Here is a 25,595-nt window from a genome sequence, read left to right on the forward strand (position 1 = left end):
TTTACGCTTTTAATTCATTGAATGAAAGTAATCTCAATTCTGACGGTCTTTTTGATACATTAACGTTTTTACCAATAATCAACTTAGTTTTATCGTATAATTTATCAACAATTTGCTGATTTATTGGATAATCTAAAATTATCACATCATTATCTTTTATTTCTGGATTATCCATTAATTCGTCGATATTTATAAGTTTTTCCACACCTTCGTGTATTAAACTTACCATTCCAGTACCTTGGATTTTATCAACGATAGATTTTACACTGATTATGTTGTTAATATCAATAACTGATTGTAATTCGTTTTCAGCACTTAATTCTTTGGCAGGTATTAATTTTTCAACCAATTCTTTGTTTTTTGAATCTTTACTTATTAATTCGCCAATGTTAAGTTCAGATTCGCCACTGGTATCTTTAGAAACTTTTTTAACATCGTTTTTTGATTTAATTTTACTATTTTTATTTTCGATTTTCTCAATTTTTTCAGTTTCCTTTTTTGATAAGTCATCAGACTTTTTAAACACTTTTTCTTTTTCTTTTTCCACAGCTTCTAAATTGGAAGTTTTTATACTCACTTCTGCAGGTGATTTTTTGTATTTTTCAACCCCTAATGTAGTATCTTTATCTTTATTTTTTTCTTTAGAACCTGTTTTAAGTGTTTTAGACTCTTCATTTAGTTTATCAACGTCTATGATTCCATCACTCTTTAGATAATTTTCCGAAGATGCTGATTTTTCAAATTTTTCAGTTTTTTCATTTAATATCTGAGATGTACTAAAATTTTCTTTTATATGTTCTAAATTAGAATTTAATTCTTTTTTATACTTATGGTATCCAAAACCCTCTGGTTTATCTTTAGATTGCTGTGAAGACTGTACTGCTACTTCTTCAAGTTTTTTAGCACCCTGAATATGCCCGTTTCCATTTCCATTTCCATTTCCATGCGGTTTTTCGTATTTGTTATATTTTTCGTATTTATCATTTTTAAGTTCTTCTGTATTGATATTATATTGTTCTATCGGTATTTTAGACCTTAAACACTTTAATATTTCTTTTTTAGATGTTTCTTCAACTTCTTTACCATAAGGCGCTCTTGCAACGTAGTCTACATCACAAGTTTGTAATAACTCTTTTAATATAAGTTCTCCGCCCCTGTCTCCATCAGTAAACACAGTAGTAGTTTTTCTTTTGGTTAATTCGATTATTGATTTTGGAACCGATGTACCTTCAACAGCTACGGCGTTTTTAATCCCACATCTCAGTAAATTTAAGACGTCCGCTCTACCTTCAACTACGATTATGGCATCAGAATGTATTACATTAGGGCCACAAGGCAAGTTTTCTTCGCCAAACTCTAAAATTTCCTGAACCCTAAGTGATTCCTTTATTTCATCGGTTATTTCGTAGGAATCTGCCATTTCGTCCATTAATTTTTTAAGTATATTTTGAGCACGTTCAGTAATGTAGTGCCTTTTAGATATTCTAATATCTTCTACATTCGTAATATTGACGGTGGCTAAGCAAGGACCCACTCTATCGATAGTTTCGAGAGTGGCAGCGAGTATCGACGTTTCAACCTTATCTAAACTTGAAGGGAGGGTAATTTTTGCAAGAGATTTACCACCCATATTTTCAAGTTCTACATCAATACGGCCAATCCTTCCACTTTTTTGTAAATCCCTTAAATCCAATTCATTACTTAAGAGACCTTCAGTTTGCCCAAAGATTGCACCAATAACGTCGTGTTTCTCCACATAACCGTCAGCCATTAATTCTGCGTATATAATATATTTACTTGTACCTAAATCCATAATAATCCTCTTATAAGTTTCATAGTTCATAATTTAATAAATAGAATTATAATTGTAGTTATTTATATCTAACATCAGTTTATTATTTTATTAATTTACTTTACAGTATCTAATTTATATATCAGTATATATTAATATTCAAATATATTAATATTACAATAATTTAGAATCATACTTTTAGCTATTCTGTACCCGTTTTTTAGGCTATATTTGTATTTTATATCACAATTTTCCAAGTATTTTAATTTTTTAATCATATTATTAGTTTTTAAGGGTTTTTTTAAAATTTAATTGATTTTATTCGTTAAAATTTTTGAATGTTTTGTTTCCTGTTTATTTCATAAACTTTATAATACGGTGATGAGATAATATATTAATCAATAATAATCATAATAATTGAAATAATGTATAAATTATTTTTTCATAATCTATACTAAATATGTTTTTATTGTTTTTTGTATATAAAGTATAACACAATGATTGATGATATTGTTTTTTAAAAATGTTTTGAAAGCGATAAATTTATAAGTATTATGAAAATAAGTACAAATGAAAATATATTTATTAACAAATTATTGCACTAATTATGCTAATTTGCATTAATCTATTAAATATTAAAATGGGGCAAAATATGATATTAAAGACTTTAGAACTTCAAAACTTTAGAAGCCATCGAAATAGCAAGATTGAGTTTAAAGAGGGCATTACAACAATCGTGGGGAAAAATGGTAGTGGGAAATCATCTATTTTTCAGGCAATTAATTACGCATTGTTTGCTCCAAGTAAAAGAAAGGAATATGAATTAAGCAATATGATAAAAAACGAAGCAGATAGTTTTAAAATTGTTTTTACGTTTGAGGTTAGGGGAAAAACCTACAAAATCATAAGGCAAAGAAATAGAAAGTCGACAAAACCTGAAAATATATTGCTTTTAAACGATACAATACTCGCAGATAATAATAGTATGGTTAATACGAAAGTTCAAGAAATTTTGGAGATGGATAATAACGTATTTTCTAATGCAATCTATATTAAACAGGGTGACATCATTAATTTGATTAATTTACCACCTAAAGACAGAAAAGACGTTATTGATAAAATATTGGGTGTGGAAAAATACGTAAAAGCACACGATAGAATGAAAGACGTTATAACACGTTATGATGAAAAAATAAACTTATTAAATAAAAATTTGGTAGATGAAACGCAAATAAACGAAAGTATTTTAAAAAATAATCAAGAAATAGAAAATTATAACAATTTAAGTTATGAAAAATCTCAAAATCTAAAAAATCTAAAAAATGATGAAAAAGAGATTTTAAATAAATTAAACCTTTTAAAAGCAAATAATGAAAAAAATGAGGAATATAACTTAAATTTATCCAAAAATAATCAAGAAATTTCCGTATTTAATGATACAATTTCTAATATAACGGCTGATTTAAAGACAATATTAAATAATAAAGATAATTTAAATTCTAAAGAAGAAAACTATGAAAATTATATTACTTTAATGGAAAAAATAAACAATTTAAATGAAAAAATAAACAATGAAACCAATAAACAGATTTATAATCATTATAAAGAGTTAAATTCAAAATTATCGTATTTAATTTCTGAATATAACGAATCTATAAGAAATGAACAATTTAACATCCGCAATGGAAACAAAAAAGAAGAAGAATGCAATTTATTAGATATAACAAATATAACAAATATAACAAATATAACAAATAATGAACGTTTAATATCAAATAATATTGCTGAAATGAATAGTATCGCAAAAAATACTAAATCTCTCAAGGATTTTGATAGTTCGTTAGAACTTTTGATAACCAATTTTGAGCAAATAGTTAATCAACTGGAAAATATGGAACTTCAAGAACGAAATAAGCAAGAAAATGAGCAATATTATAATACTTATGAACAAATAAATAATCAAATAATTGATTTAACGGAAAAAATAAACAAATCAACCTTATTGGAAGCTAATATTAAAAATACACTAAATGAACTTAAAATTTTAGAAAATAAATTATGTGAAAATACTAAGCAAACCGTAAAATTTAATGAAATCAATGAGCAATTAATAAGTTTAGATACTGTAAAAATAGAAAATGACATAAAAGCAAGTACTGAAAAACTAAACAATTTAAAATCAACAAAAATAAATTTGGAGTCTAAAATAGGCGAATTAGATTTATCAAATGATGAATTAAATAACATAAGTGATAAAAAAGTATGTCCTACTTGTAGGGCAGAATTATCTGACGAAAAAAAGAATGAAATCATAATGAATAATAATACTTTGATAAAAAACTACAAAGGGCGTTTATTGGACTGTAATAGCTCTATAGATAATGTTTCAAGTGATTTGAAAATATTAGCGGATAATCAAAATTTATCAAATCAATTAAAGACTGAATTAGCACGTTTAAGTTCTAAAATAGAATCAGAAATTAGTTTAAAAGATGAAATTACTGCTAAAAAAGAAATTTTGTCAAATTTACAAGCAGAAAATAAATTAAATGGTAAATTGGAAGATTTAGATTTATTAAATCAAGATTTAAAAGATAAACAACAACTTCTTAAGGATAAATATACAAAATATTTGTATGCTGTAGATTATCTTAAAAATTCTAAAATGGATAAAAAAACCTTAGAAAATAAAAAGAATGAAATTTTACTTAATTTTTCAGAAATAATTAAAAATTACAATGATTTGGATTTAAAAAACAATGAGGAGTTTGGAAATAAATTAAATTATAAATTAAATTATAACTTAACTCATTTGAAAACTATTGAAATTACGCAAACTATTAAAGCATTTAAATCTTCTTTAAAATCAAATTTAGATCTATTAAAAGATACTATGAAGTATTTAAGTGGTTTAAACAAAATATTGTGTAGTATTAATGATATATTGAATGAAATACTTGAAAAAGATTTAAAAAACAAGTATGAACAGTATGAAAATAATTTAAATGATAAATACCGATTAGAATCTGAGATAAAAATCTACACTGAAGATTATGAACAATATAAAAGCTCAGAAGCAATTATTAATACTTATATCTCAAATTACTGCTCTAAAAGTTCTAAATATTACAATACTTTTGAAAATCTAAACTCCGAATACATCGAATACCTCAAATATTTAATGGATAAAAACGTTAAAATAACTGAAAAGATAGTTAATTTCGAGAAATTACTTAATAATTTGTTGGATTTCTTTAAAAATTCCATAATGAATATTGAACTTAAAAATGAAGCTATAAAAAATGATATTCAGACTTTAAATTATTCTAAAGAAGAGCACGAGAATATTCGAATACAAAATGAAATCCTAAAACAACAAATTTATGATATTAATTTGGAGTTGCAAAAAATAGATTATAATATTTCAAGTTTAAATAAGGATAATATTGGCTTAAATCAAATTTTAGAAGATAATATTATTAAAAAAGATGAATTAAATAATTTAACGTACTTTAAAAACTATTTAGTTAAGGTTAGAGAAGTATTTTCAAGAGATGGCGTTCAAAAACATATTAGGGAAATGTACATACCTTTAATTCAAAAATATGCAAATGAGATATTTTCTGAATTTGGTATGCAATACTCCCACATACAAATAACCTCAGATTGTGATTTAATCGTTGATGGGATACCTGTAAGTAATATGAGTGGTGGGGAGCAGGTTGCTGTTGCTTTAGCTCTTAGATTAGGTATCGCAAATGCAATATGTGATAATATGGAATGTATTATATTAGATGAGCCTACTGCTTATTTAGACGAAGATAGGAGAAGGAATTTGTTGACCATTTTTTCAAGCATAAAGAAAATAAACCAAATCGTTATAATTACCCACCATCACGAAATGGAGGAAATTGCAAACGAAGTAATACAAATTTCCAAAAATGGGGATGATTCCAAAATAAAAATTGCTGAAACAAATTAAAATAATAAAAAAAGAATAAAAATAAAAGTATAAATATAATATATAATTTTAATTACAAGTTATTTGATAATAAATTGGCAATACATTGGCAATACATTGACAATAAATTTATAAATAACCTTGTAATTCGTAATATTTTTGTTGTTTAATTAATATAATTGGCACGCCTAATTCAATAATTGTTTTTTTTAAGAATTTGTCATTAGTCCCCACAATACAATTTTTATGATTTTTAACGTAATTAACTATCATTTCATCGGCGTATTTCCCTTCAGAATAATCTACAATTTTATAGCGAGTAATCAATTTTAAAGCTAAATTAATGGCTAACTTCTCTTTTCCCTTTAATTCCTTCTTAAGTTTATTTAATTCGTCAATAACACACTGTAGTATTATTACTTCACTATTTACAGGTATTACTCTTTCCAATTCATAAGTTATGTTTATACCTTGCTTAAACGAATATATTAAAAAATTTGTATCCAATATTATAGAATACTTGCTTAATTCAGTTTTAACACGGTTATCTACGTTATTATCTATTTTATCTATTTTATCCATTTTATCCCTTATTTTTGATATTATTTTTAACATATTCATTATAGTAATCTTCCACGTATTCCAGGTAGTTTTCTTCTTCCGAATTGATTTTATTATGTACATTCTCAACAAAATTAACATCTAAGCCTTTTGAGTATACGTAATCCTCAAAAACCTGTTTAATACTGGTTTCATTTACATTTGTAATATCTATTTCTTCAACGGATTTTCTAACTAATCTATAGAATAATGTATGTTCATTTAATTTGGCTTTTAAAGGTTCGTAAAGCTCTTCACAGACTTTTCCAATTGCAATAGGTTTTGAATCGTAGCTTTTTAAATTATTAACGAGCGTATTATAATCAATTTGATTGTCTACATCTATTTTCTCAAATTTTCTGCATTTAATATTTATTTTTTCAATGTTATTTTTATCGAGGTCGCAGTTGTCAAAATCAACGTAATAAAATCCTTTTCCATTTTTTTCATAATCGTAGTATTCTTTTTCAGACAATGAATCAGTAGAGCCAGAATATGCCAACAGTGGACTTTTTGTTTTAAATTTATGGTTAGAATCTTCATCGTATGATACAAGACTTCTTTTATGGATATGACCGCAAGCAATGTAATCTACTTCTGGAATATCGCCAATACCAACCTCGCATAATTCATCAAGCGGTAAAAATCCATTAAAACCTTGGTGCATCAATAAAATGGATTTTTTAACACCGTCATTCTGATTCAAGTTTATTTTTTGCTCTATTTCTTCAAGTTTTTCATCAATAACGGGTTTTTTATTAACTGGGTAATAATCAAAACCACAAACTGAGATGTCTCCAATGTTATGGCAGTTTTCTTTCCCAAAAGTTTTAAAAAACTCGTTTCCAAGCACTCTTTTTAAAACTACAAAAGGTTTACCTTTTGAAATATCTCGGGGCATATCGTGATTGCCTTGTATCGCATATATGGGTATCTTATGCTCTTTTAACTTTTCAAAGCCCTTAATGGCGGTTAACATCGCATTAATTGATGGATTTGACCTATCAAATAAATCACCACTATGTACAACAAAATCAGGCTCTAATTCTATTATTTTATCAATACACTGATTAAATGAATTATAAATGTCTTTTTCCCGTTCATCAAGTCCGTACTGCCTATTACTCAAGTGCGTATCTGCAATATGTACAAATCTCAAATTATCCCCTTTATATCTATTTTGTTATTATCTATTTTTTTATTTTTCTTTATTTTATACTATTTTCATTTTAATCTTAATTTTAGTCTTTTTTTATAAATTTAAGCTCATTATGATTAATAATTATGTTTCCAATACATTTATCATAAGTTTCAGGATAGTCTTCCCTATAGTGTGCACCCCTACTTTCCTTACGATATAACGCTGATTTTATAACTAATTCGGATACTAAAGCCATATTTTTAAATTCGAAATATTTTTGAACGTCATAAAGTCCCTTAACGTTTAAATTTTTAGATTTTTCAACTAATATGTCTAATTCAGCGAGTGCTTTATATAATCCTTTTTCATTTCTTACAATTGAAACATAGGTCCACATAATATTCTTTAATTCATTTATTAATTTAGAATAATTTAATTTTTCGTCTTCGTAATTATTTTCGCACTCTTTTTTTAATTTAATTTCGTTATTTACCTTTTTTAACTCTAATTCTATTATTTTGTTTAATTTATTCTCGTCTTCACGTTCAGTTTCATTGTTCAGTGCATATTTAACCGCATTTTCACCTGCTATAGCACCAAAAACTTGAGTATCTGCGAGTGCATTACCGCCTAATCTATTTGCACCGTGTATACCTCCTGCAATTTCGCCACACGCAAATAAACCGTTAATGGAAGTTTTACAATTGTTATTTATTACAATACCGCCCATAAAATGGTGTGCAGTGGGTGCAACGAGCATAGGTTCTTTCCTAATATCAACGCCTAAATTCATAAATTGTTTGAACATCGTTTCGAGTTTCTTTTCTATAACATCGTTATCAAGATGGCTTACATCTAAATAAACCCCTCCATTAACTCCATTATCCAAATTTAAGATTTCATTGTAAATAGCTTTAGCTACAACATCACGAGTGGAGAGTTCCATTTTTTTAGCATCGTATTTTTCCATAAATCGCTCGTGATTTTTATTGTATAATATACCGCCTTCTCCCCTAACTGCTTCCGTTACAAGAGTACCTTTCCCTACAACCCCAGTCGGGTGAAATTGAACCATTTCCATATCCATTAAATCTAAACCTGCATCATATGCCATAGCAAAGCCGTCCCCGACTTTTTGAACAGGATTTGACGTAATCGGGTATATTTGACCAGCACCGCCTGTGGAAAGAATGACAGATTTTGCATAAATCGGGAAAATTTCTCCAGTTATCAAATTTAAGAATATTGCACCAATGCAAATTTTATTATTATTATTATTATTTTTTATTTCTTTATTTTCGTTATTATTCTTATCATCTTTATTATTTTCCTTAATAATTAATTTTAAAGCCATTACTTCTTCCATAATGGATACATTTTCCAATTTTCCAATATATTCCATTAAACCAGTCATTATTTCGTGCCCAGTTCTATCGCCTGCATAGCAAGTTCTATTGAAGCTCTGACCACCAAAAGCCCTCTGAGCTGTTTTAAATCTATCATAAGGGTTATTGGAATTATATTGATTATTGTTATTCTCAGAATCTTCTTCGTATTCTTCGTATTCTTCGTATTCTTCGTTTTTCTCATTTTTTCGGTCAAATAAGCAACCAAACTTTTCTAAATTCTTTAATTCTTTTGGAGAATTTTCCACTAAAATTTTTACAAGCTCAGAATTATTTATAAAAGCACCGCCCTTCATAGTGTCGTAATAGTGCTTTTCACAACTGTCTCGGGAATTTAAAACAGCGTTATACCCCCCTTCCGCCATAACTGTACAGCCACTTTTACCAAATAAACCTTTTGATGCTATTGTGATATTTAAGTCCTTTTCAGTTGTTTTTGCGTTAGAAGAAGCTTCAACACAAGCACGTGCCGCAGCCCCTCCTCCACCGATTATTAAAATATCCGTTTTTACGTAATTATCTTTAGTACTTATTTTTTCGTCTCTCATTACTTAACCACCTGAATATTTTCCATAGTAATTAACCCATTTTCTCCAACAACCTTTGTTAATTCTGGTAAAACCTTTTTAAAATTTGTTTCATAATCGATACACTCTATAATTACAGGTAAATTCATAGATAATCTTAATATGTCAAATCGAGATACTCCACGTCTCCCATATCCACATTGTGCTTTAAATACTGTAGCACCCGATATACCACGACTTTTTAACAATTTTATAATTGTTTGAGTCATGTTTTGACCTTCAAATTTATCACTTTCTTTTAAATAAATCCTTAAAATTTTGCAATCTATAAATTTCATAATATCATCTCATAAACCGAACTAATTAAAATTATTAATTATATCTATCATCTAATATCTATCAATTTCTATTAAAATATATGGATTAGTCGAAAAAAATAGTATAAAATAAAAATAAAAATAAAAAATAATATAAAAATAATATAAAAATAATAAAATCAAATGTTTTATGAATATTTTATAATGTAATTATTCAAATTCAATGGTTGCAGGTGGTTTATCTGTAATATCAAGTACAACACGTGTGACATTTGGAATTTCAGAGGTAATTCTTTTACTAATTCTTTTAATAATCTTAAAGGGTAATTCTGGAGCTGTTGCAGTCATAGCATCCAATGATTCAACAAATCTAAGTGCTACAACCCAGTTGTAGTCCCTAATATCTCCTTTAACCCCTGTAGCTTTTGTATCGAGCACAGCAGCAAAGTATTGCCATAATTCTTTGTCAAGACCTTCTTTTTCAATTTCTTCGCTTACAATAGCATTTGCTTCCTTGCAAATTTCTAATTTTTCCTCGGTAATCTCTCCGAGTATTCTAACAGCTAAACCTGGACCTGGAAAAGGTTGTCTGAAAGCAACGTTGTCTGGCAAACCTAATTCAACAGCAACTTGCCTAACTTCGTCCTTATACAATTCTCTGATAGGTTCTACAACATCTAATACCATTCCTGAAGGTAAAGCAATGTTATGGTGTGTTTTAATTTCCCCTTCACTTTCAATCCAGTCTGGAGCAATTGTTCCTTGAATTAAGACTTCTTCGCCGTTTTCTTTTGCAACATCTTCAAATATTTCAATAAATAATCTTCCAATTATTTTTCTTTTTTCTTCAGGGTCGGTAATTCCAGCTAATTCTTTTAAAAACATGTCTTTTGCATAAACAACTTTTAAATTTACACCCATTTCTTCCTGGAAAATTTTTTTAATTTCTTCAGTTTCGTTTTTTCTCATTAAACCTGTATCTACAAATACAGCTAATAAGTTCTCTCCAACCGCTTTGCTAACTAAAACAGAAGCTACAGAGCTATCAACGCCACCACTTAATGCAATAATTGTTTTTCTCCCGTTGATGGCTGTTTTTATTTCTTCGATAGTTTCTTCTATAAACATTTTTGAATTAAACATATTTTAATCCTCCAATATAAAAAATTGAATTAATTGACGTATGGATAATATAATTATTATGTACCTTTTTATCAATACTCGTAATATTTATTTAATATAATTTTAATATACTTTTAATATACTTTTAATATAATTTTACTAATAGTTTTTAATTATTATATATACTTTTAGATGATGGGATTAAATAATCTAAAATTAAAATTAAATTGTATTTAAAGTCATATATACAATTAGATTTAATAAGATTTAAAATTAAAAATTTAAAAGAGAAAAATTTATTTTCTATAACTTCTATTCATAGCAGCTTTAACCAATCCATAGAATAAGGGGTGTGAAGCACTGAATCTTGATTTAAACTCAGGATGTGCTTGTGTAGCTATAAAATACGGATGGTCTTTAAGCTCTATAAATTCAGCTAATTTTCCATCTGGTGAAGTCCCTGAAATTATAAGGCCTTCGTTAGTAAGTACTTCGTGGAATTCAGGGTTTACTTCATATCTATGTCTATGTCTTTCCCAAGCTGTATCTGTACCGTAAAGTTCTTTTGCAAGTGTACCATCAGTTAAATGAGCTTCATAAGCGCCCAATCTCATAGTACCGCCCATTTCTGTAATTTCACGCTGTTCTGGCAAGTAATCTATAACTGGGTAAGGTGTTTTTTCATCAAATTCCGTTGAATTTGCACATTCTAAACCGCAAACATTTCTCGCATATTCGATAACTGCACACTGCATGCCCAAACAAATACCTAAAAATGGTATATTGTTTTCTCTTGCAAATTTAACGGCGTTAACTTTACCATCTACGCCCCTATCTCCAAAGCCACCAGGTATTAATATACCGTCTAATTTTCCATCTTCAACCATTACTGCTAATGATTTTGAAGGTTCTTTTTCCAATTCTTCGGAGTTTATCCATTCAATATTTACTTTAGCATCGTTTTTAGCACCTGCGTGTATCAAAGCTTCAGTAATGCTCATATACGCATCTTTCAATTGAATGTATTTTCCTACAATACCGATTGTGATTTCATTCATCGGATTTACAATTCTATCAACAATGGCTCTCCATTCGTTTAAATCCGGTTTAACGTTTTTCAAATTCAATTTTTCAGTAATTAATTTACCAATTCCTTCCTTTTCAAGATTAAGGGGTACTTCATATATTGTTTTAGCGTCTCTTGCTTCCACAACTGCCTCTTTTTCAACGTCGCAGAATAAAGCTAATTTTTCCCTCATTTTTTCGCCCATAGGTATTTCAGTCCTACAAACTAAAATATCAGGCTGTAAACCAATTCCTCGTAATTCCTTAACGCTGTGCTGTGTTGGTTTTGTTTTTAATTCTCCTGCAGCTCTGATAAATGGTAATAATGAAACGTGGATGTATAAAACATTTTCTTTTCCAATATCTTTTTTAAACTGTCTGATTGCTTCTAAAAATGGTAAACTTTCGATATCTCCAACAGTACCGCCAATTTCAATAATTGTAATATCTTGGTCACTACCTAATGTTTTAATCCTTTCTTTAATTTCATTAGTAATATGGGGTATTACCTGAACGGTTTTCCCAAGATAGTCCCCTCTTCTTTCTTTTGATAGTACGCTCCAGTAAACTTTACCTGTGGTTATGTTATTATCCGCTAATAGGTCAAGGTCAACAAATCTCTCGTAATTTCCTAAATCGAGGTCTGTTTCTCCCCCATCTTCAGTTACATAAACTTCCCCGTGCTCGTAAGGTGACATAGTACCTGCATCGATTTGTAAATAAGGGTCTATTTTTATCATATTCACTTTGAAGCCTCTTGCTTTTAGCAATCTACCAATCGATGAAGAGGTAATTCCTTTCCCAAGTGAAGAAACTACACCGCCAGTTACAAAGATATATTTCATTTTTTCACCAAATAATTATTTTTATCATAACAGTATAATTTTAAATTAATTTACTATTAAACTTTGTAATTTATCTTTTATAATACTTTATTGTACTATAAAATATATGAAAATTATAATTTAAGTATAGACTTATTGTATAAATGTTATAAAAACATAACTTATAATACATATGCAATTATAAAATGATGTACCTATAAACATATTTAAATAAATATATTTATAAAATATAATAATTATTATCACATATGTGTTAAACTACTAAATAATTCACGAATATATTATTAACTAATCATATAAAGATGTGATATTATGAGAATTTCTGCAATCGTAGACTTATCAAGTTTAGATTATCCAAAAGTACCTTCTTCTGTCGTATTTTTCTCAGACTGTAATATGAAATGTGGTTATTGCCAAAATTATGACCATATGCAAGAGCGGATGCAAGAATTAACCGCAGAGCAAATTTTCAATGGAATGGACAGAATGTTTTCTGAAGCAATTGTAATAAGTGGTGGAGAGCCTACTTTACAATTAGATGGTGTAAAAGAACTTTTAATAATTGCAAGAGAAAACAATTTAAAAACAAAATTAGATACAAACGGAACAAATCCTGAAGCTGTAAAAGAATTACTCAATGAAAATTTACTGGATTATGTTGCAATGGATGTAAAATGTGGTTTTGATAATTATTTGAAATTTACAAACTACAAAAATGAAAATATTGAAAATAAGTCCGAAGAAGAATTTAAACCAATAAATGACAAATTTAAAGAAAAAATGAAGCAAAATATTTTGAAAATCATAAAATACTGTAAAGACGCAGGCGTATTTATAGAATGTAGGACAACCTACATACCTCAAGAAATATCAAATACCGATATCGAAGAAATAGCAAAAATTGTAAAAGATGCCGATTTATATGCAATACAACAATACGACAATGAACACGCTTGTTCTGAGGAATATAAAGAAATGAAGCCTGCAACAGATGATGAACTTTTAAATGTGGGAAAATTAGCTAAGAAATATCATAATAATGTGGTTGTACGTGGTTTAGCTGGCGAAATTGTGGATTTAGAATAATTTATTATTAAATTTAATAATCTAACAATCCAAAATCTTTTTTATATATTATATCATATTGTTTTAATATTATTAAATCCATAATATCATTGAAATTAATAATATATGGATTAAACGATTATTAAAATTATTATATTGAATATATTTTTATATTTTTATATCTATATATTTTTATATTTATTATTTAATTAAATTTAAAAAGGGATAATTTGGATAAAAACACCTGGAATTCTTGGTATCATAAAATTATGGATGATTTAGGCTTCAATAAACATAATGATTTAAAAACAACGGAATTATTAAATAATTTATTAAAAGAACACCCTAAAAAATCCAATTTAAATGATTTGAAAAATTTAATCGAAAATAAAGAAGTTTACGTGTTTGGTGCAGGGCCTTCAATTAACAAACACATAGAAAAATTCAAAAAATTGCAAAAAAATAACCCGAATAATATAAATAAAAATAATAATTACGTGATTATATCTGCAGATGGTACTACAAAAGCACTTTTGGAGGAAAATATTTACCCTGACGTAATAATTACGGATTTAGATGGTCATATGGACGAAATCATACAATCATCTAACAATGGAGCCATAATTATAGTTCACGCACACGGGGACAATGAAGAAAACGTTATTATGTATGTAAATCAACTTTCAAATATAATAGGCAGTTCTCAAGTTCCAGATGTTTCAAATTTTGAAAATATATTAAATTACGGCGGTTTTACTGATGGAGACCGTTGTATTTTTTTAGCAAATGAATTTAAACCTTCAAAAATAGTACTTTGCGGTATGGATTTCGGAGACAAAATTACAAATTATTCAAGACCTAATTTAAAGAATAAAATTGAGCAAGCCGATGAAATAAAAATTAAAAAATTAAAATATGCTGAGGAATTAACTAATTGGTTAATTAAAAATGGAAATTGTACAATTGAATTTATAAAATAAATTTATAATAACATTATATGTGTAAAAATAACATATTTAAAAATTATAAGTAATTGGATTACTCAATTAATTAAATTAATCGAAACTCGTGGAATGAAATTATGACAATTAACTTAAGAACTTTTAAAGAATCGGATTTAAATAGGGTTTTGGAAATTGAAAAACAATCGTTTGATTATGAATATCCTGAATTTTTAATAAAGAGTTTACATTCAAAATGTCCAGACGGTTTTTTAGTTGCTGTAGACGAAAGCGGTTATGTTTTAGGCTATATAATCACAGTTTTAGAATGGGGCAATGCTCACGTAGTTTCTATTGCAGTGGATAAAGACTATAGACATCAAGGAATAGGTAATTTGCTTTTAGACGCTATTGAAAATCACTTTTTCACAGTTTACGCAGTGAAACACGTAGTTTTAGAGGTAAGGTTTACAAACACCGTTGCCAGAATGTTTTACTATAAACGAGGCTACAGTGATAGGAAAATTTTATATAAATATTATGATGATGGAAGCGATGCAATTTTAATGATTAAAAAAAGAAAAGGATTACTTAAAGATTACCCTATTTACATAAATATGTGGTAATACCGGATAATAATTTATTTTTTTACTATTTTATTCTTTAATCTTTTAAATTTTTTAAATTATACCTTACGTTTTTTAAGTAAATTATCAAATCCAAAAGATAATTTTATAAGTTATAATTTAAATATGTAAAATTATTATAATTATCATAATGTATTATCTAATTTATTAAGTGATATCATGCCAAGTAGTAAAAAAACCGAAATAACAATTTATTCCCCAAATTATTACACTTACGGTGCGATGCTAATCGGCGGAATCTTGAAAAACGAATTTAAAAATGGTAAGGTTAATTTAATAAATAATCTAAATCCCCAAAATAAAAAAATCTTATCAAATTCAAATTTTATAATATTTAGCCTTTATTCTACTCTTCATATATTAAACCAAGAGATAAAGGACACGATAAATGAAATTAAGCTAAAATCTCCCGATACAAAAGTTTTTGTAGCCGGTGCTATTTCTGCATATTATGAAATTATATTAAATGAAATGACAAATGTTGATGCTGTAATTGTGGGTGAAGGTGAATATACAACCCCTAATTTAATTAAATACTTCCAAAATACTGAGGATACAAAAAATTCAAAAAATTCAAAAAATATAAATCTCGAAGATTTTAAAGAATTTGGCGGTATAGCGTATTTATCAAAAGAAAATATAAAAGAAAATATTCAAGGAGAAAATCTCAATAAAATATCTATTCAAGAACCAAAAATGAATAATTCAATAGAATTGGACTTTTCGGACTTGTTAATCCCTAAAGATATTGAAAAACAAAGTATACGTGGAGCAAACGTATATATTGAAACACATCGGGGTTGTTTGGGTAATTGTACATTTTGCCAAGTCCCTGAGTTTTTTGGACGAGATATTAGAAGTAAACCACTTGAATTAATCTTAAAAGAAGTTAAAAACCTTAAAAAGCACGGCGTAAAAAGGATAGCAATTAGTGGTGGTACTGGAAGTTTATACAACTTTAAAAAATCATCTAACAGAAATTTGTTCATAGAAATGATAGAAAAAGTTTCAAGTATGGTGGGGTCAAAAAACTTATCGGTACCTGATATGAGGGTGGATTATGTTGATTCAGACATATTAACAGCTGTAAGAAATAATACTGTAGGTTGGGTATTTTATGGTATAGAAAGTGGCAGTAATAAATTGTTAAGTGATATGAAGAAAGGTACGAACCCAGAAAAGAATTTAAATGCAATAAAGCTTGCAAAAGACTGTGGTGTAAAAGTAGGGGGTAGTTTCATTGTAGGATACCCTACAGAGCGAGAAGTTGATTACTTAATGACTAAAGACTTTTTAGTCGACGCAGAACTAGATGACGTATTTGTAAGCAGTGCAGAACCTATCCCTAAAACCAGATTGTGCAATAAAGTACTGGAAACAAAAAAAGAAGATAATCCTACGTTTAAATCTCATAAAGGAATGTATGGAAAGTTAAATTTAACTGAAAGTGAGGCAAGATGTTTTGATTTGCTATTGCACGCAGAAATGTGGCGTTCAGTTCCAAGAATCCCGAACCCTCAAATCAAAAAGATATATTTGGATGAAGCTAAAACACAGGGTAATGATATTAGAAACATTACAAATTTGGTATATGAATACAAAGATTTAATTTATAAAGATTTTAACAATTAAATTTATGGATTTATGCAAATAGAAAATAAAACTAATATAAAATTAATATAAAAATAATATAAAATAATATAAAAATAATATAAAAAATCAAAACGTGAAATTATGAAATGCACAAAATCTGATTTAAAATCAAAAAATGAAACTAATCCAGATATAAAAAGCAAAACTAACGACTATACGGGCAATATTAATAAAAATATTGAATTAAACGTGTTGGATAAAAAAGTAAATTTAATAGTTGATTTTATAAGGGAATATTATGAAACTACGGGGGTAAAAGGCGTAGTTTTAGGACTTAGTGGCGGTATAGATAGCTCTTTAGTGGCTCATTTGGCAGTAAAAGCTTTAGGTGCTGATAAAGTTTATGGAATTATTATGCCAGAATCTAAATCTAACCCAATGGACAAAGAACACGGCGAATTAGTAGCTCACTTACTGGGAATTAATTATCATATAAGTGATATTACGCCATTAATGGAAGCATTCGGAGCAGGAGGATATTCCAAAGACGAAAATGGTAATTTAAAAGAGTTTGATAAATTAGCAGATGGTAATTTAAAGTCAAGATTTAGAATGTGCACGTTATATTATCACGCAAATAAAAATAATAATTTAGTACTCGGTACTGGCAATAAATCAGAGATATATATGGGATACGGCACTAAATTCGGCGATTTGGGTTGCGATGTATTACCTATCGGTCATTTATTTAAAACTGAAGTTCGTGAGCTTGCAAGATATATCGGCGTTCCAGAGGATATAATTACAAAAGCACCGTCAGGTGGCTTATGGGAAGGTCAAACCGACGAAAAAGAGATGGGAATTACTTATGAAACATTAGATAAATTATTAGGTGCAATGGAAATGGGTAAGGACCCAGAATATACTGCGGAGCTTTTAAATATTTCCACCGAGCAAATGATTAACGTAATGACTAGAATAGATAATAATAAACACAAATCATTACCTCTTCCAATACCTAATAAATATTTAGAATTAATCGATTAATATAAATTTACATTAAACGTTGGGTGATTTTATGTATATTTTGGGATATGATAAGAATATGGAAAGTGCCAATGAAATTTTAAAGGCATATAATAAGTTAAATTCTGAAAATATAAATGTAAAATTAGTTGAATCACCTAAAAAGTTTTTAAAATTGTTTGAAGATAGTCTAATAGATGATGATAACATATACAATAAAAGTCATACGGATAATATTGATGGCTTTGTGCGGGGTAATTTATCATCGTCCAAAATAATGCCTGAAATAAAAAGTATTATTGCAAATAAATTAAAAAGCAGATTTTACCGAGCTTCAATTCTAAAAAATCCTTTTACCGATAAAAATTTTATATTGGCACCTGTAGGTATCGATGAATTTAGTTTCGAGTATAATAAAAGAATTGATGATAAATTAGAGTTCATAGACTATATTGTAAGCTATTTAAAAACTCAAAATAATACAACTAATAAAAATAATACAACTAATATAAAAATAGGTTTACTATCCGGTGGCAGATTGTCCGATTTAGGTAGAAATCCTTCCATAGATAACACAATATACGAATGTAATGACATTGTAAAGTTATTTGAAAAATCTAAGCAAAATAATACCTTTTATGATAATGTAGATGTTGTACATAATGGTATTTTAATAGAGGATTATTTAAAAGAGGGTTTTGATGTAATTATTGCCCCCGACGGCATTTCTGGAAATTTAATATTCCGTTCTTTAGCGTTAGTTTGTGGATTAGAGGGTTGTGGTGCGCTTTTAACATCAAAAAAACCCATAAATTTTATAGATACAAGTAGAAGTGGAAATTATATGCGGTATTATAATGCTGTAAAATATCTTTATAATCAAAAAAATAAATAATTAATAATAATAAAATAGTAAATTAAAATAGTAAATTAAAATAGTAAATTAAAATAGTAAATAAAAAAAGTTAATAATTTAATGTTTTAAATATTCATATTCTATTTTTTCATCAATAGTTAATTTTAGACCTATTTTAGCAGGGATTGTTAAAATACCCGTTCTTTCAGTAATCAATTGCCCAAATTTGTCCGGCTCTTTCATTTTAGTGCCCATATGATATATGACTATTAATTCGGGCTTTTCAGACGGTTTCATACTATTTATTATAGAAATAATATCTTCCGAATACATATGTCCAGGGACTTTGATATCAGCTCGTACAACATTTGCAATTAATAATTTAACGCCGGAAAAGTCCTTAATAAGTGAAGGAATATTTTCAGTATCTCCAGTATATCCAATAATTCCTTTAGGGGTTTCAATTTTAAATCCAACTCCGTAAGGGTCGCCGTGCTTAGTTTTAGTTCCTTTAAAGCTTACATCATCTATATTAATGGATTCCCCAACTTTGAGGACGTGTTTTTCTAAAACTTTACTTTGATGGTATGTAGATATCTTTTTTTCAAATATCTCATTTCCAAGTAATACCGAGCTATTTCCGATAATTCGACCAGCTATTTTAGTCATACCAAAGGTCATAGCTTCAATAATCAACTCTGAATCCGTATAATGGTCAGGATGGCAATGGGAAACCACCAATAAATTTGTATCCCAAGGGTCAATGTTTAACTGATTCATTCGAACCAAAGCACCAGGTCCCGGGTCAACGTGAGCATTTAATTGCTCAGTGGTTATTCTAAAACCTCCAGTACCTTTATTTTGCTTAATGGTTTCCCATCTACCGCCACCGCCACCTAAAAATATTATTTCAACAGGTTTTGACAAATTAACACCTTACGATACTTATAAATTTATAAGTCTTAATGTATATTATTTTAATAATTTAATAATTTAATAATTTAATAATATTGTAATTCTTTATTTATTTAGTTATTTATTTTGTTTTTGTTTTTTAATTATCCCGTGGATTATATTGATATATTGAATATAGAATATGACAATTGTCTACCGATATATATCATCAATAAACAGCCTGCAACGTTTAAAAAAACATTGTAAAAAGCTTTGATTAAATAACCTTCATCCATCAATGAAAATGTTTCATAACTAAAAGTTGAAAACGTGGTTAAAGCTCCGCAGAATCCTGTAGTTATTAAAATTTTCCATTCTACAGGTATATCGACTAATAATGTAGAATAAAGCACAAAACCCATTATTAAGCTACCTATTAAATTAACTGTCAAAGTTCCAGAGGGTATTCCAAATTTTACCGGGATTATCCCGCTTATCACATACCTCAAGACCGCACCTAAGAAACCACCTATTCCTATAAGCAATAATTCTCGCAAATTTTCACACCCTATCTAAAAATTCATATTTTAATTTATTTTTCGTTCGTAATTAAGATATTTAAGATATTTTTTAGTTTAATAACCATACTAACCTATTTTATATTATATAAATATTTTTCAAATATACAATAATTAAAATAAAAATAAAATAAAAATAAAATAAAATACTTAAAAAAATGATTAAAAACCCATAAAATTAACTATATACTCATAATTAACTAAATAATCGTAATTATTTTAAAAAAATAGATTTTATTAAAACTACATAAATAGTTATATTTATATACAATAAAGTACAAATAACCGATTTAGATTGTTTTAAATTTAATAATACTACTGGTTGAATTATATGTGAAAATACAGCCGTAAAGTATGTTTTCACTGATTCTATGGGCCCGTGGTTTAGCTTGGATAGAATACAGGGCTTCGGACCCTGTGGTCGGGGGTTCAAATCCCTCCGGGCTCGTCCATTTAAATTAATATTATAATGTTTATTTTAAAAATATTTATTTTATAATATGTTATTATTTTTCAAATCTGCGACATAACTAACGAAAGCACCCGAAGAAATAGTGTCTCCAAGACCTACTGTACTTTTGGGGTTATTTACGAGTCTTGAAGGGACGAGAACTATATTATAATCGTTATATGTAATTTCTGACGTTGATTCATTTATTTTATAAACTAAATTTCTCAATAAATCACCATATTGATTGTAGGGCGTTTCCAAACCCATTTTTAAATCTTCGATACTCGTAATTAAACCATTTTTAGCTTTCGTAGATGCTAAAATCGTGGCAAATTCCAAAGATTTTTTTAATTGAGCGATTTTTATATCGTTTTTCGCTTTATCTTCAATTTTTTTACAAATAAACATAATGTAATAAATCGTATGTATCTGTATCATTTCTAAATTATAATTTTCGAGAACTATTTTAGAACCTTCTATTACATCTTCTATTTTACTATTTTTTAATATTTTCTCGCTTAATTCCGAATAACCGACTGAATTTAGTATATTTGCTATTTCGGTCTCGTCTAAGCCTGCACAATCTACAACGGAGTATAAATATTCGACAATTTGTTTACGTAATTTTGGATTTTGGACAGAAGCAAATTCTAAATGTACTTTTAAGTTAGGATTTTTACTTTTTAATAAGTTAATGTCTTCAACAGCTCTTTTAAAGTAATATTCGTCAGTTTTGCCATCGGAATATTGTTCTTTAATGCTTTGATATCCTGAAACGATTGCACAATCGATATTTTTTCCCAATTCACTTAATCCCGTTTTTGTTTCATCGGGTATATTTATTCGTAAATTTTCAGGACGTGAAGCGAGTATTAAACGATTTGCACGAGGTACTTCAATTTTTTTATTATCAAATTCGAAACTGAATTCTTTATATTCAAAAATCCTATTTATTTTAGTTTCGTCATTTTTATGGGCTTTATTGATGTTTTTTAATACGATATCGCCCTCATTAGTTGAAACAGGGTAATATATATTTGTATGACTACCCTTATTTTCGAACATTTCGCTCTGTTTTTGAGATAATAATGGCGTATATGCCACTATTTTGTCTAAATTCAATATTGAAAGTAAATTGGCTATAATTCCAACTTGCCCGCCAATCCTTTCCTCATTAAATTTTAAATTTTCTAACCATTTTTTGAATTTTGGGGATAAATCTGCACTAATTAATGGTATTTCAACAGGTTTGCCAGATTTCATTGCTAAAATCAGCCTTGCTAAAAATTCCTCAACTGTTTTTATTTCTCGAGGGTAAATTTCCATATTTTCAATTACTTTATTTATATCAATTTTTAAATTTTCATTTAAATTTTCATTTAAATTTTTATTCAAATTTTTCTTACAATCTCCATTTAAAAGTTCAAAAAGTTCATAAAACTCTTTTTCATTAGATATATACTTTAAAGCGTCCACATTTGCATTATATCCTAAAAATATAGATATATTTTCCAAATTTTCACAATGTTTTTTCACATCATTCAAATTTTTAAATGGCAAGCTATCCCCTCATTTTTTAAATTAGCTGGTTATTATGATGTTATTACTTTATTATTCAATTTTTATTTCGTTGTATGATTTTTCGACAATACTTCCTTTAAGGACTGCGTGCGATAATTTCTTAGCGTGCTCTACAGCAGGTTGATTAAACGCATTTATACATAATAATTCTCCACAATATGCCGTTTGAAGTTCATAACCGTACATTAACATTCCTAATGTATACTCGTTTAATTCACTAAGCGTAATTTTCACATTTGGTATTCCTTTTTCAGTAATCGATTGTTCAGTTCCTAATTGTTCAGAAATTATTAATTCTGATAATTTATGCTCTATAAGGTCAGAATCATAATCCGTTTCAATTGAATAATCTTGTTTAAATTTATTTACTTTTAAAAAGGTCATAATTTTGTCTTCTGGACCATCCATATACAATTGTAGTTGTGAATGTTGGTCTGTAGCACCTAAAGCGATTACTGGTGTTTGTCCATTTCCATCTTTTCCCAAACTTTCAGCCCAAAGTTGCCTATACCACATACCAAATTGGTGTAATCTCCCAATGTATGGCATCATAAGCGATATTTTTTTACCCCTATTGTCCATCTTGTAATGAATTAAAGCATTTAAAAGTGCTGGGTTTCTAAATATATTGTCTGTATGACAAATATCATTCATTTTTCTTGCCCCTTTCACAAGATTGTGGATATCAACGTTTAAGCAAGCTAATGGTGCAAGTCCAACCGCTGAAAGAACTGAAAACCTACCGCCTACGTTTTCAGGTACTTTATAGCACATATAACCCTCTTTTTCCGCAATTTTTTGCAAAAGACCTCCGCCCGTAATTGCAACAAAGTTCGGTTTTGCAGGTATTATATTATTTTTATCCATATGTTTTTTGATTACAAAGTAATTTGCGAGGGTTTCCACAGTATTGCCAGATTTGCTAATTACGAATATCAATGTTTTTTCTAATTTAACCGCTTTTAATGTTTCGTAAATCTTTTCTGGGTCTGAATTGTCTAAATAAAACACTTTAGGGTGATAGGTATTGCTTGAGCCGTATATACCTTGATGTACAGCTTTTGAGCCTAAAATAGAGCCGCCAATACCTATAATTATAACATATTCAAATTCTTTCGATAATTCTTTTACTTTTTCGTATTCATCTAAGTCTTTATCTAATGCTTCAATAAATCCTAATTCCCCATTTTCATACTTTTTTGAAACATTTGCTTTTGCAATATTCGTAAAATCTCTTAATTCATCGATTCCATCAATAGATATCCCATTTTCCCCAATTTTATCCTTTAATACGTTGTCAAAATTGAATTTATACGTTCCCTTCATAATTTACCTCGCAGGCACATTTAAAATAAATTAAGATATTAAATAAGCTATTAAATAAGCTATTAAGTAATCCATTAAGTAAGCTATTAATTAAACTCAAATAGGGCTACTTTTAATTATCGAGTTATTTTATCATTTGATTATATTATTCTTCTTAATTTAATTTATATCTTCGTCATATATAATCTTAGCACTTGTAAATTGCAATTTATCCAAAATTTATTTTTGATATAACTTATCATATGAGATATTAAAAAAGAAAAAATAAAGAAAATAAAAAATAAAATATCGTTAATAATAAAAAGTTTTAATTAAAAAATATATATTAGGTTAATTTTATTTTTAGTTTTATATCCTTCGAATCAATTATTAATTAAATAAATATATAGGTATTGAAATTAAATATTAATTTGTAGGGATAAATTGGCTACTATGAAGCATATTATTATGCCATAGGTTATATTATCAATTATTAGTACTTTAGAATTGAATTTAAAAATTTGGGGGCGGGATAAGATGAAAATAGCAATGTTAACTTGGGAGTATCCTCCATTAATAGTTGGTGGATTGTCTATTCACTGTAAAAATTTAGCAGAAGCTTTGGTTAAAATGGGTCACGAAATAGATGTAATAACTACAGGGGAAGTTTTATACGGCTCTAAACCTGAAATTATCAATGGAGTTAACGTTTATCGTGTAAAATCGATGGTAAAAGATGAGGATTTCCTATCGTGGTCGTTGTTAATGGCAAGTGAGATGGAAAAAAAACTGGGGGACTTAGGAATTGATAACTATGATTTAATACATTGTCACGATTGGATGACTTCAAAAGTCGGTATAAATTTAAAATATTTATTAAATAAACCTTATATCCAGTCAATACACAGCACTGAATACGGTCGTTGTAGCGGTATTAATTCAAAAATATCCGAAATTATAAATGAAATGGAGTTTTTAAGCGTTTTTGAAGCCGACGAAGTGATAACTGTAAGTAATGCTTCAAAAGAAGAACTTTGTAGGATATTTAATGCCCCAGATAATAAAATACATGCCATTTATAACGGTATTAACCTTTCGGAATACTGTATTAATCAAAATTCTGATGAATTAATGGAATTTAGGGAAGAATTGGGTGTCGAAAATGACGATTATATGCTACTTTACGTAGGTCGTTTGGAACATCAAAAAGGAGTTAATTATTTGATAAGGGCATTTAAAATATTGCTGGATAAATACTCTAATTTAAAATTAGTACTCGTAGGAGAAGGTTCTCAACAAGATTATTTGCAATCTCTTTCCGAGAATTTATGCTGTAAGGACAATTTGATATTTACAGGTTTTAAAAATGGTGATGAATTAAAAAAACTTTACTGTTGTGCAGACATTTGCGTAGTTCCTTCAATTTACGAACCTTTTGGACTCGTAGCATTGGAATCTATGGCTTCAGAAACCCCTATCGTAGTTAGTAATACTGGAGGGTTATCTGAGATTGTAAATTCTAAAAATGGCATTAAAGTTGAGCCAAAAAATCCAAAGAAGCTTGCTACAGCAGTGTCTAAATTAATTGAAAATAATGAATTTAGAAATAAAATTGTAAATAACGCTAAAAATGATTTATTGAACTACAATTGGGATAATATTGCATATGACACCTCAAAAATTTATGGGAGAGCTGTTAAGAATAAATTGGACTCTAAAAATGATAATTCTTCCGAAATAGTTGAAAAAATATAATATAATATAATATAATTTAATATAATTCAATATAATCCCTATTAAAATATCGATATTTAAACTTTTTAAAAAATAGTTATACGGATATCTATACAAATAGTATATAATAACCCATAAATATTAAATT

Annotated in this window: 19 protein-coding genes and 1 tRNA gene; 9 read left to right on the forward strand and 11 right to left on the reverse strand. The window is 27.9% G+C overall.

Features of this window, described 5'->3' with window-relative positions:
• Position 1 precedes the first annotated feature (1 nt).
• Positions 2-1,813 (reverse strand): DNA primase DnaG, encoded by a 1,812-nt coding sequence (gene dnaG / locus J3E06_RS03770; protein ID WP_013179481.1) that lies wholly within the window; start codon positions 1,811-1,813, stop codon positions 2-4.
• 631 nt (positions 1,814-2,444) lie between these two features.
• On the opposite strand from dnaG, the gene J3E06_RS03775 reads away from it, so the two are divergent.
• Complete coding sequence (locus J3E06_RS03775) at positions 2,445-5,774, forward strand: AAA family ATPase (RefSeq protein WP_048187012.1); 3,330 nt, start codon at positions 2,445-2,447, stop codon at positions 5,772-5,774.
• Positions 5,775-5,882: 108 nt separating this feature from the next.
• Here the strand turns inward: J3E06_RS03775 and J3E06_RS03780 are convergent, their stop codons facing one another.
• From J3E06_RS03780 to pyrG, 6 genes are all read right to left on the reverse strand, one after another.
• Positions 5,883-6,335 (reverse strand): PIN domain-containing protein, encoded by a 453-nt coding sequence (locus J3E06_RS03780; RefSeq protein ID WP_013179483.1) that lies wholly within the window; start codon positions 6,333-6,335, stop codon positions 5,883-5,885.
• A gap of 1 nt (position 6,336) precedes the next feature.
• Entirely contained in the window at positions 6,337-7,512 is a 1,176-nt protein-coding gene (locus J3E06_RS03785; RefSeq protein WP_013179484.1) for a metallophosphoesterase family protein, read from the reverse strand.
• An 82-nt stretch (positions 7,513-7,594) separates the two neighbouring features.
• Positions 7,595-9,448 (reverse strand): fumarate reductase (CoM/CoB) subunit TfrA, encoded by a 1,854-nt coding sequence (gene tfrA, locus J3E06_RS03790; RefSeq protein WP_013179485.1) that lies wholly within the window; start codon positions 9,446-9,448, stop codon positions 7,595-7,597.
• Positions 9,448-9,765 (reverse strand): DUF190 domain-containing protein, encoded by a 318-nt coding sequence (locus J3E06_RS03795; protein WP_013179486.1) that lies wholly within the window; start codon positions 9,763-9,765, stop codon positions 9,448-9,450. Before J3E06_RS03795 ends, tfrA begins: the two co-directional genes overlap by 1 nt.
• A 189-nt stretch (positions 9,766-9,954) precedes the next feature.
• Positions 9,955-10,887 (reverse strand): glutamine-hydrolyzing GMP synthase, encoded by a 933-nt coding sequence (gene guaA, locus J3E06_RS03800; RefSeq protein ID WP_013179487.1) that lies wholly within the window; start codon positions 10,885-10,887, stop codon positions 9,955-9,957.
• Positions 10,888-11,162: 275 nt separating this feature from the next.
• Positions 11,163-12,776, reverse strand: a complete 1,614-nt coding sequence (pyrG, locus tag J3E06_RS03805) for a glutamine hydrolyzing CTP synthase (protein WP_013179488.1) — start codon at positions 12,774-12,776, stop codon at positions 11,163-11,165.
• 312 nt (positions 12,777-13,088) lie between these two features.
• On the opposite strand from pyrG, the gene J3E06_RS03810 reads away from it, so the two are divergent.
• The 6 genes from J3E06_RS03810 (at position 13,089) to mtxX (ending at position 18,943) form a co-directional block, all read left to right on the forward strand.
• Positions 13,089-13,862 (forward strand): anaerobic ribonucleoside-triphosphate reductase activating protein, encoded by a 774-nt coding sequence (locus J3E06_RS03810; RefSeq protein WP_013179489.1) that lies wholly within the window; start codon positions 13,089-13,091, stop codon positions 13,860-13,862.
• 209 nt (positions 13,863-14,071) lie between these two features.
• The gene (locus J3E06_RS03815; RefSeq protein WP_013179490.1) at positions 14,072-14,821 is read left to right on the forward strand and encodes a 6-hydroxymethylpterin diphosphokinase MptE-like protein; all 750 of its coding nucleotides are present in this window, start codon (positions 14,072-14,074) and stop codon (positions 14,819-14,821) included.
• Between the two features lie 101 nt (positions 14,822-14,922).
• Complete coding sequence (gene rimI / locus J3E06_RS03820; protein WP_013179491.1) at positions 14,923-15,408, forward strand: ribosomal protein S18-alanine N-acetyltransferase; 486 nt, start codon at positions 14,923-14,925, stop codon at positions 15,406-15,408.
• Between the two features lie 180 nt (positions 15,409-15,588).
• On the forward strand, positions 15,589-17,061 hold the full coding sequence (locus tag J3E06_RS03825; protein ID WP_013179492.1) for a methyl-coenzyme M reductase glutamine C-methyltransferase: 1,473 nt from the start codon (positions 15,589-15,591) through the stop codon (positions 17,059-17,061).
• Positions 17,062-17,163: 102 nt separating this feature from the next.
• Positions 17,164-18,069, forward strand: a complete 906-nt coding sequence (locus J3E06_RS03830) for an NAD+ synthase (RefSeq protein ID WP_013179493.1) — start codon at positions 17,164-17,166, stop codon at positions 18,067-18,069.
• Between the two features lie 31 nt (positions 18,070-18,100).
• Positions 18,101-18,943: a methanogenesis marker protein Mmp4/MtxX gene (gene mtxX / locus J3E06_RS03835; protein ID WP_013179494.1), complete on the forward strand. Its 843-nt coding sequence runs from the start codon at positions 18,101-18,103 to the stop codon at positions 18,941-18,943.
• A 78-nt stretch (positions 18,944-19,021) separates the two neighbouring features.
• On the opposite strand, the gene J3E06_RS03840 is transcribed toward mtxX, so the two are convergent.
• Positions 19,022-19,831, reverse strand: coding sequence for an MBL fold metallo-hydrolase (locus tag J3E06_RS03840; RefSeq protein ID WP_013179495.1), 810 nt, complete (start codon positions 19,829-19,831; stop codon positions 19,022-19,024).
• 143 nt (positions 19,832-19,974) lie between these two features.
• On the reverse strand, positions 19,975-20,355 hold the full coding sequence (gene crcB, locus J3E06_RS03845; RefSeq protein ID WP_013179496.1) for a fluoride efflux transporter CrcB: 381 nt from the start codon (positions 20,353-20,355) through the stop codon (positions 19,975-19,977).
• A gap of 394 nt (positions 20,356-20,749) precedes the next feature.
• Here crcB and J3E06_RS03850 point away from each other — a divergent pair.
• A tRNA-Arg gene (locus J3E06_RS03850) sits at positions 20,750-20,824 on the forward strand.
• Between the two features lie 45 nt (positions 20,825-20,869).
• On the opposite strand, the gene pfkC is transcribed toward J3E06_RS03850, so the two are convergent.
• On the reverse strand, positions 20,870-22,387 hold the full coding sequence (pfkC, locus tag J3E06_RS03855) for an ADP-specific phosphofructokinase (protein ID WP_013179497.1): 1,518 nt from the start codon (positions 22,385-22,387) through the stop codon (positions 20,870-20,872).
• Between the two features lie 51 nt (positions 22,388-22,438).
• Positions 22,439-23,734: a glucose-6-phosphate isomerase gene (gene pgi, locus J3E06_RS03860; RefSeq protein ID WP_013179498.1), complete on the reverse strand. Its 1,296-nt coding sequence runs from the start codon at positions 23,732-23,734 to the stop codon at positions 22,439-22,441.
• 516 nt (positions 23,735-24,250) lie between these two features.
• Here pgi and J3E06_RS03865 point away from each other — a divergent pair.
• Positions 24,251-25,468, forward strand: coding sequence for a glycosyltransferase family 4 protein (locus tag J3E06_RS03865; RefSeq protein WP_013179499.1), 1,218 nt, complete (start codon positions 24,251-24,253; stop codon positions 25,466-25,468).
• Positions 25,469-25,595 lie beyond the last annotated feature (127 nt).

This window comes from Methanococcus voltae (assembly GCF_024807655.1).
Lineage (GTDB): Archaea > AGJL01 > Methanococci > Methanococcales > Methanococcaceae > Methanococcus > Methanococcus voltae_D.